General features: G+C 37.6%; 8 protein-coding genes. All 8 read left to right on the top strand.

Annotated elements, in window-relative coordinates; genetic code table 11:
• Positions 1 to 120: 120 nt before the first annotated feature.
• The 8 genes from FEZ33_RS11280 (at position 121) to eno (ending at position 9343) form a co-directional block, all read left to right on the top strand.
• The gene (locus FEZ33_RS11280; RefSeq protein WP_235888835.1) at positions 121 to 1128 is read left to right on the top strand and encodes a metallophosphoesterase family protein; all 1008 of its coding nucleotides are present in this window, start codon (positions 121 to 123) and stop codon (positions 1126 to 1128) included.
• A gap of 196 nt (positions 1129 to 1324) precedes the next feature.
• Positions 1325 to 1924: an ATP-dependent Clp endopeptidase proteolytic subunit ClpP gene (clpP, locus tag FEZ33_RS11275; protein ID WP_138405480.1), complete on the top strand. Its 600-nt coding sequence runs from the start codon at positions 1325 to 1327 to the stop codon at positions 1922 to 1924.
• Between the two features lie 318 nt (positions 1925 to 2242).
• Entirely contained in the window at positions 2243 to 3289 is a 1047-nt protein-coding gene (locus FEZ33_RS11270) for a sugar-binding transcriptional regulator (RefSeq protein ID WP_138405479.1), read from the top strand.
• Between the two features lie 28 nt (positions 3290 to 3317).
• On the top strand, positions 3318 to 4322 hold the full coding sequence (gap, locus tag FEZ33_RS11265) for a type I glyceraldehyde-3-phosphate dehydrogenase (RefSeq protein ID WP_138405478.1): 1005 nt from the start codon (positions 3318 to 3320) through the stop codon (positions 4320 to 4322).
• A 102-nt stretch (positions 4323 to 4424) separates the two neighbouring features.
• Positions 4425 to 5615 carry a phosphoglycerate kinase gene (locus FEZ33_RS12790; protein WP_138405477.1) on the top strand — a complete coding sequence of 397 codons (1191 nt, stop codon included), beginning with the start codon at positions 4425 to 4427 and terminating at the stop codon, positions 5613 to 5615.
• Between the two features lie 33 nt (positions 5616 to 5648).
• Entirely contained in the window at positions 5649 to 6407 is a 759-nt protein-coding gene (gene tpiA / locus FEZ33_RS12785) for a triose-phosphate isomerase (RefSeq protein ID WP_138405476.1), read from the top strand.
• Complete coding sequence (gene gpmI / locus FEZ33_RS11250; RefSeq protein WP_138405475.1) at positions 6407 to 7936, top strand: 2,3-bisphosphoglycerate-independent phosphoglycerate mutase; 1530 nt, start codon at positions 6407 to 6409, stop codon at positions 7934 to 7936. Before tpiA ends, gpmI begins: the two co-directional genes overlap by 1 nt.
• A gap of 105 nt (positions 7937 to 8041) precedes the next feature.
• Positions 8042 to 9343, top strand: coding sequence for a phosphopyruvate hydratase (gene eno, locus FEZ33_RS11245; RefSeq protein WP_138405474.1), 1302 nt, complete (start codon positions 8042 to 8044; stop codon positions 9341 to 9343).
• The last annotated feature ends 180 nt before the right edge of the window (positions 9344 to 9523 follow it).

Below are 9523 nucleotides of genomic sequence, written 5' to 3'. Positions count from 1 at the left end.
TTAAAGATGAGAACACAACACAAACTATCGTTGCATAGAGAGACACTTAAACATAGGAATAAAAAAAGAGCCAAGGTGACTGCGTCACCTGGCTCCTCGGTCCACCAACATCAAAAATTCATGAACCCTGTTGCAGCAGGTAACCACGATGAGTATGCCTTATCATATGGAGATCCTCAATTAACAACTAAATTTAATGAGCATATTAACGTTCCAGCTGAAAACGATGCTGTCGATGGTGGATCATACTACTCATTCGATTATAACGGTGTACACTTTGTTGTAGCAAACACTAACGACAACAAAGAATCTGAAGATAATCCAGAAGGAAAAGCTTTAGGACAAGAACAAATTGATTGGATCAGAAATGACGTTGAAGAAGCACGTGCTAATGGTGCTGAGTGGGTTGTATTATCTTACCACAAACCATTATTCTCTAAATCATATCACTCATTACAAGATACAGATGTTCAATTAGTTCGTGAAGAACTCATGGAATTAATTGACGAGTTAGATGTTGATTTAGCTTTACAAGGTCATGACCACGTAATTTCACGTACTAAACCATTAAACTATGTTCCAACTGATGAGAACTTCTCTAACGGTGTTGTGGATGAAGCTGAAACGACTACAGAAGGTGATGTAGAGTATTACGTAAATCCTCAAGGAACAATCTTCGTATTACCAAACACTGGTGGTACTAAAGAGTATGACGATATTTATTCTAAAGGTGTAGAACACGTACACACTGTTCGACCTAACTTAGATTGGATGACTCAAGAAGACGTTGATTACTATAACAACTTATTCGCATTCGGTGGACAACCACAAGAATCAGAAGCATTCGATACAAGTCATTCAAACAACCGTGATTCAGCAGTTCAAAACTTCGCTGCATATACTGTAAGTGGAGATGAATTAAGAGTAGATATCTACCAAATCGAAGGTAACTTACACGAAGGTGAAGAACGTACAGTATCAATCGTTCACTCATTCGGAATTACTAAAGGTGTAGAAACTACAGAAGAAGGTACTGAAGAAGCAGCTTCAGAAGAAGAAACATCAGAAGAAACATCAGAAGAAACATCAGAAGAAAGTTCAGAAGAATCAGAAGAGTCTGCAGAATAATTTAGGTTACTAAACAAGTAGTCAGAAGCTGAGTGTTAAAACTCGGCTTCTTTATTTTTGCATATTAGTATGTCGGTTTGAGGGCTAAATAAGGCAATAAATCTTACCGAGTAATATCCTTGACCTTTATTGACCTATGAGTTATACTTGGTTAGAAAGTTGTTTAACAGCTTTAAATTCGCGAAGGAGGAATACTATGAATTTAGTACCTACAGTAATAGAACAAACATCACGTGGAGAACGTGCTTATGATATTTATTCACGTTTACTAAAAGACAGAATTATTATGTTAAGTGGTCAAATCGATGATAACGTAGCAAACTCAGTGATTGCTCAACTTTTATTCTTGGACGCACAAGATCCAGAAAAAGATATCTTCCTATATATTAACTCACCAGGTGGGAGTGTAACAGCTGGGATGGCTATGTACGATACAATGAACTTTATTAATGCAGATGTACAAACAATTGTTATCGGTATGGCAGCATCAATGGCTTCAGTTTTATTAGCAGCCGGAGAGAAAGGTAAACGCTGGGCTTTACCAAATGCTGAGGTAATGATTCACCAACCATTAGGTGGCGCACAAGGACAAGCAACAGAGATTGAAATTGCTGCTCGTCATATACTTAAAACTCGTGAGCGTTTAAATAAAATCTTAAGTGACAAAACAGGTCAACCAATTGAAGTCATCGAGCAAGATACTGATCGTGATAATTTCAAAACAGCTGAAGAAGCACTTGAATACGGCTTAATTGATGGAATCATGGAAAGTAGCAAAGCATTAAATAAAAAATAAAAATGATAAAAATAAATAAACTATAATTTATACGTCCGTTCAATGGATATTACTCGCAATACTTATGTATTTCATGCGATAATATCATTGTACGGGCGTATTTTTTAGTTTTTATCCTTAGTAATTGGGAATTGAATGACCACTAGGACACAGAGTGTCCTAGTGGGATGTTTTTTAGCCAGGATAAAGAGCTTTTCAGTTGCAAGGAGACTCAAGTCATGGTATGATAATGACATGGTGTGAGACTCATTTTGATTTTCTGAGTGAGTTGTAGCTCTGTATATAATGGTCGCATTTTGACCATCTAGGAGGGAATTAATGGCCGATATATTCACAATTATTCAGTCCATTGTTCCTGAAGTGAGTGATTTGTTAGCTGAGAGGCTCGCAGTATTACGTGTTTTGGATGATGTAAACAAACGAATTGGTCGTAAGTTTATTTCGCAACAGACTAATTTCACTGAAAGAACGGTAAGAACGATATTAGAGATGCTGAAAAGTCAATCACTCGTATCCGTAAACCGTAGTGGCGTAAAACTGACACAACAAGGGAGAGACCTTATTGTGATGATTGATGAGCATTTGCTTAATCAACAACAACATAAGTTTTACGAAGTGGAAGAGGCTGTAAAGAGAAAGCTTAATATTGAACATTGTCGGATTGTACCAGGTGATGCAGATAAAGATGCATCAGTTTATCAGTTCTTAGGTCAAGTCGTTCATTTAATTTTGGACAAACACTTACCTGAAGGTGATAATGTGGTTGCAGTTACAGGTGGATCTACTTTATCTAAAGTAGCAGAATCATTCACACCAGAATTATCAGATGGAAGAAGTATTACATTCGTTCCTTCACGTGGAGGATTGGGAAGTTCGATTAATATCCAATCAAATAGCGTGGGGAGCTTAATGGCGCAGCAAACAGACTCTAAGTATATTCCGTTGTTTATACCTGAGAATTTAGGTAAAGAAACTTCGGAGATATTGCTCAAAGATCCAGTGATTAAAGAAGTCATTGATATGAGTAAGAGTGCAAATTGCTTGTTATTAAGTATAGGAACTGCTAATGTAATGGCGGAACGTAGAGAGATTACAGACGAACAACAAGAAATTATCGAGAATGGACACGCCGTTGGAGAAGCATTTGGTATATTTTTCGATTCTTATGGAGAAACGGTTTTACGTTATCCTAGGATAGGTTTGAAATTTAAAGATTTATCTAATATACCTTTGTTACTTACAATCGTGGGAGGATCTTCTAAGGCGAAAGCTATAGAAGCGTTCTTTCAAAAAGCCCCGAGTCATGGATGGTTAATCTGTGATGAAGGTTTAGCAAATATGGTTTTAAATGGGGAGACCCTTTGAAATAAAATCCTTAAGGAGGAATTTTTTTATGGCAGTAAAAGTTGGTATTAATGGTTTTGGACGTATCGGACGTTTAGTATTCCGTCGTATTTTAGAAACAAACGCAGATTTAGAGGTTGTTGCAGTTAACGATTTAACTGATAACGATAACTTAGCTTACTTATTAAAATATGATACAGCTCACGGACGTTTTGATCACGATGTTGAATTACAAGGTGAAAGTTTAGTAGTTGACGGTAAAGAAATTAAAGTATTTGCTGAAAAAGATGCTAATAACTTACCATGGGGAGACCTTGGAGTAGATATCGTCATCGAAAGTACTGGATTCTACACTTCAGCTGAAAAATCACAAGCACATATCAATGCAGGTGCTAAACGTGTAGTTATCTCTGCACCAGCTAAAGATGCAGATACTAAAACAATTGTATTCGGTGTTAACGAAGATATCTTATCTTCTGATGACGTTATTATTTCAGCAGCATCATGTACAACTAACTCATTAGCTCCAGTAGTTAATGTATTACATAATGAATATGGAATTAAAGCTGGTAACATGGTTACAGTTCATGCTTACACTTCATCACAAGTATTACAAGATTCACCAAGCGGAAGCTTCCGTGATGGACGTGCAGCAGCACAAAACATTATCCCATCATCTACTGGTGCTGCAAAAGCAATCGGTAAAGTAATCCCAGAAGTTAATGGATTATTAGATGGATCAGCATTACGTGTTCCAACAATCACTGGTTCACACACAATCTTCTATTCATTATTAGAGAAAAACACTACTGTTGATGAAATCAACGCAGCTATGAAAAAAGCTTCAAACGATTCATTTGCATACAATGAAGATGCAATTGTTTCTTCAGATATTATTTCAACACATGCAGGATCAATCTTTGATTCTACATTAACTGAAATCCAAGAAGCAGCTGATGGATCTCAATTAGTTAAAACTGTTGCTTGGTATGACAACGAAGCTGGTTTCGTAGGAAACATGGTTCGTACTTTAGAATACTTCGCTAAATTATAATTAATTGCATAGCGTTTAAACCTAAGCGTCTATCCAAAATAGCGGGGAGGCTTAAGCTTCCCCGCTATTATTTTTTAAGGACTTTATATAGGAGGATATATAATGGCAAAGAAAACTTTAAATGATATTCAAGTAAACGGTAAGACAGTCTTAGTCCGCGTTGACTTCAACGTACCTATGGCTGATGGAAAAATCACCAACGATAACCGTATCGAAGCGGCTTTACCAACAATCAATTATTTAATAGAAAACAATGCGAAAGTAGTATTGTTCTCTCACTTAGGACGTATTAAAACTGAAGAAGATAAAGCTAACAACAGTTTAGAACCAGTTGCAAAACGTTTAAGCGAGTTATTAGATAAAGAAGTTCTTTTCTCAGACAAAACACGTGGAGAAGAATTAGAAGAAGCAGTAGCTAACCTATCTGTGGGTGGCGTTTTATTAGTTCAAAACACTCGCTACGAAGATTTAGAAGGTAAGAAAGAATCTAAGAATGATCCAGAATTAGGTAAATACTGGGCTTCATTAGGTGACTTATTCGTAAACGATGCATTCGGAACAACTCACCGTGCTCACGCATCAAACGTTGGAATTGCATCAAACTTAGACTCTGCTGTAGGATTCTTAGTTGAAAAAGAATTAAAATTCTTAGGAGACGCAGTTGATAATCCTGAACGTCCATTTGTAGCTATCTTAGGTGGTGCGAAAGTATCTGATAAGATTAAAGTTATCGAATCATTATTAAACAAAGCTGATAAAGTAATTATCGGTGGAGGAATGGCTTACACATTCTTGAAAGCACAAGGTAAAGAAGTTGGAGAATCATTATTAGAGGAAGACCGTATTCCTTTAGCTAAAGAATTACTAGAAACTGCTGGAGACAAAATTGTTTTACCAGTAGATGTAGTAATTGCAGATGATTTTTCAAATGACGCAAATACAGACGTTGTTTCTGTAGATGATATCCCTGCTGACTGGCAAGGATTAGACTGTGGACCAGAATCTGTTAAAGTATTCGAAGATGTATTAAAAGATGCTAAAACAGTTGTATGGAATGGCCCAATGGGTGTATTCGAGATGGAATCATTCGCAAAAGGAACCATTGGTGTTTGTGAGGCCATTGCTGATCTAGAAAACGCGACGACAATTGTTGGTGGGGGAGATTCAGCAACTGCGGTCGCACAATTAGGTTATGAAGATAAATTCTCACACATCTCAACAGGTGGAGGAGCTTCATTAAACTATCTAGAAGGTACTGAATTACCAGGTGTTACTTCAATCGACGAGAAATAATTACTGAGACTTTAAATTAAGGAGAGTATATATATGTCACGTAAACCAATTATTGCTGGTAACTGGAAAATGAACAAAACAGCTCAAGAAGCTGCAGATTTTGTTGAAGCAGTTAAAGGGAAAATCCCTTCAGCGGATGCTGTAGATTCTGTCGTAGGTGCACCAGCACTATTTTTAGAAACAATTAAACGTTTAAGTGAAGGTACTGAATTAAGAACAGCTGCACAAAACAGCTACTTCGAAGATGAAGGTGCATTCACTGGGGAAACAAGTCCTAAAGCATTGGCTGATTTAGGTGTTGAATATGTAATTATCGGACACTCCGAACGTAGAGAATACTTTGGAGAAACTGACGAAGACATCAACAAAAAAGCAAAAGCAATCTTACGTAACGGTATGTTACCAATCATTTGCTGTGGAGAAACTTTAGAGCAACGTGAAGCTGGAGAAACAGCTGACTTTGTATCTGGACAAGTAAAAGCAGCATTAGAAGGTTTAACTGAAGAACAAATCGCTTCATCAGTTGTTGCTTACGAACCAATCTGGGCAATCGGAACAGGTAAATCATCATCTGCTGAATTAGCAAATGAAACTTGTGGCGTAGTTCGTAAAGCTATTGCAGAAGTTACATCAGAAGAAACAGCTGAAAAAGTACGTATTCAATACGGTGGATCTGTAAAACCAAATAATATTGCTGAATATATGGCACAAGAACATATTGACGGTGCATTAGTTGGAGGAGCAAGTCTAGAAGCTGATTCATTCATCGAATTATTGGAGGCAGTAAAATAATGAGTAAAATCCCATATGCCTTAATTATCTTAGACGGATTCGCAATTCGCGATGAAGTCAGTGGTAATGCGGTAAAAGCAGCGAAAAAACCTAACTTTGATCGTTATTGGAACCAGTTTCCACATAACCAATTAAAAGCATCAGGACGAGACGTCGGTTTACCTGATGGCCAAATGGGGAACTCTGAAGTTGGTCATTTAAACATCGGTGCAGGTCGTATAGTATACCAATCTTTAACTCGTATTAATTTAGCGATTGAAGACGAATCATTTTACGAAGTGCCTGAATTAGTTAAAGCTGTTGAAGAAGCAAAAAGAAAAGGAACAGCTTTACATTTAATGGGGCTATTATCTGACGGTGGTGTCCACTCACATTACAAACATTTAATTGCTTTAGTTAAATTAGCTAAAAAGTATGGATTAGAAGAAGTATATGTTCATGGTTTCCTTGATGGGCGTGATGTTGGACCGAGAACCGCTGTGAAATATATTGATGATTCTGAGAAAGCATTCGAAGAAATTGGCGTAGGTAAATTCGCAACAATTTCAGGTCGTTACTATGCAATGGACCGTGACAATCGTTGGGAACGTGTTCAGTTAGCTTATGATGCAATCGTTCATGGTGAAGGTAGAACAGCTTCTTCAGCTAAAGAAGGCGTAGAGCGTTCTTACGAAGAAGATATTGTTGATGAGTTTGTTGTTCCATTTACAATTGAAGATGAAAACAATAAACCAGTTGGTACTGTAAACAATGGTGACTCAATCGTACTCTTCAACTTTAGACCTGATCGTGCGATTCAATTAGCTACAGCTTTATCAAATCCAGGCTTTAACGATTTTGAACGTGGAGAGACTCCAACAGACAACTACATGACAACTTTCTCACCTTACAGTGATACAGTTATAGCAGAAGTTGCATTCAAGAAAGAAGACTTAGTCAATACAGTTGGGGAAGTATTAGCAGATGCCGATAAGACACAACTAAGAATTGCTGAGACTGAAAAATACCCACACGTTACATTCTTTATGAGTGGGGGACGTCATAAAGAGTACGCAGGTGAAGAACGTATCTTAATCCCTTCACCAAAAGTAGCAACTTATGACTTACAACCAGAAATGTCAGCTTACGAAGTGAAAGATGCCCTAGTGCAAAAAATCAACGAAGAAACGATTGATGCGATTATCTTAAACTTTGCAAACCCTGATATGGTTGGACATAGTGGTATGTTAGAACCTACTGTTAAAGCAATTGAAGCAGTAGACGAGTGTCTTGGTGCTGTGGTTGATCTAATCCTTGAAAAAGGTGGAGCAGCGATTATTACAGCTGACCACGGTAACTCGGATGAAGTGATTGATATTGAAGGAAATCCAATGACAGCTCATACAACAAACCCAGTTCCAGTGATTGTGACTAAGGAAGGTGCTGAATTAAGAGACGGAGGTCGCTTAGCTGACCTTGCTCCAACATTACTAGACTTAGTTGGTGTTGAGAAACCTGAAGACATGACAGGAACAAGTTTAATTAAATAAGCAAAACATCCGATATGCTTTGCTTTTTGAGTGAATAATTTATAGAATAGAAGAGTAAGGTATGGAGTCAATTCATGCCTAACAAATTAAAGGAGAGAATAAAATATGCCATTTATTACAGATATTTATGCAAGAGAAGTTTTAGACTCACGTGGGAACCCTACAGTTGAGGTAGAAGTTTATACAGAAAGCGGAGCTTTTGGTCGCGGAATCGTACCTTCAGGTGCGTCAACTGGTGAACACGAAGCTGTTGAGTTACGTGATGGAGACAAAGACCGTTATTTAGGTAAAGGTGTCCTTAAAGCTGTTGATAACGTGAATAACGTAATCGCTGAAGCATTATTAGGCTATGATGTATTAGAACAACAAGCCATTGATAAATTAATGATCGAGTTAGATGGTACTCCAAACAAAGGTAAATTAGGAGCTAACGCAATCTTAGGTGTATCTATTGCTGTTGCACGTGCAGCTGCAGATTTCTTAAATATTCCTTTATACCAATATTTAGGTGGATTTAACACTAAATTATTACCAACACCAATGATGAATATCATTAACGGTGGATCTCACTCAGATGCACCAATCGCTTTCCAAGAATTCATGATTATTCCATCTGGAGCAGAAACTTTCAAAGAAGCTCTACGTTGGGGTGCTGAAATCTTCCACGCACTTAAATCATTATTAAGCGAACGTGGATTAGAAACTTCTGTTGGTGACGAAGGTGGATTCGCGCCTCGTTTCGAAGGTACAGAAGATGGTGTTGAAACAATCTTAGCAGCAATCAAAAAAGCTGGTTTAGAACCAGGTAAAGATGTATTCTTAGGATTTGACATTGCTTCTTCAGAATTCTACGAAGATGGCGTATACAACTATGCTAAATTCGAAGGTGAAAACGGAGCAAAACGTTCTGCTGAAGAACAAGTTGACTACTTAGAAGAATTAGTTAACAAATATCCAATCATCTCAATTGAAGACGGTATGGACGAAAACGACTGGGACGGATGGAAATTACTTACTGAACGTTTAGGAAGTAAAGTTCAATTAGTTGGTGACGATTTATTCGTTACAAACACTGAAGTTCTTGCTCGTGGTATCAAAGAAAACGTTGGTAACTCAATCTTAATCAAAGTTAACCAAATCGGTACTTTAACTGAAACGTTTGACGCGATTGAAATGGCTAAAAAAGCTGGTTATACAGCAGTAATTTCTCACCGTTCAGGAGAAACTGAAGATACAACTATCTCTGACATTGCTGTTGCAACTAACGCTGGTCAAATTAAGACTGGTTCATTATCTCGTACTGACCGTGTTGCTAAATACAACCAATTATTACGTATCGAAGATATGTTAGCTGACGTTGCAGCTTACGACGGAAAAGACGTATTCTACAACTTAGATAACAAATAATTATTCGTAAGATAGAAAAGAGCGACTAGCTAAGCTAGTTGCTCTTTTTTTGTATGTGCGCCCGGCATGGGCGATAACTTGGTGGTGAAAGTCCACTACAGACTTGGCAGTAGGAACTGTTAGCTAAAGGCAAGGGTGTCCACCGTGAGGTGGAATCTGAAGGAAGCCGGAGGCAAACAC

The sequence above is a fragment of the Ruoffia tabacinasalis genome, assembly GCF_005864045.1.
GTDB classification, from domain to species: Bacteria; Bacillota; Bacilli; order Lactobacillales; family Aerococcaceae; genus Ruoffia; species Ruoffia tabacinasalis.
The sequence above is the reverse complement of the archived record's forward strand: the minus strand, read 5'-3'. Positions and strand labels throughout refer to the sequence as shown.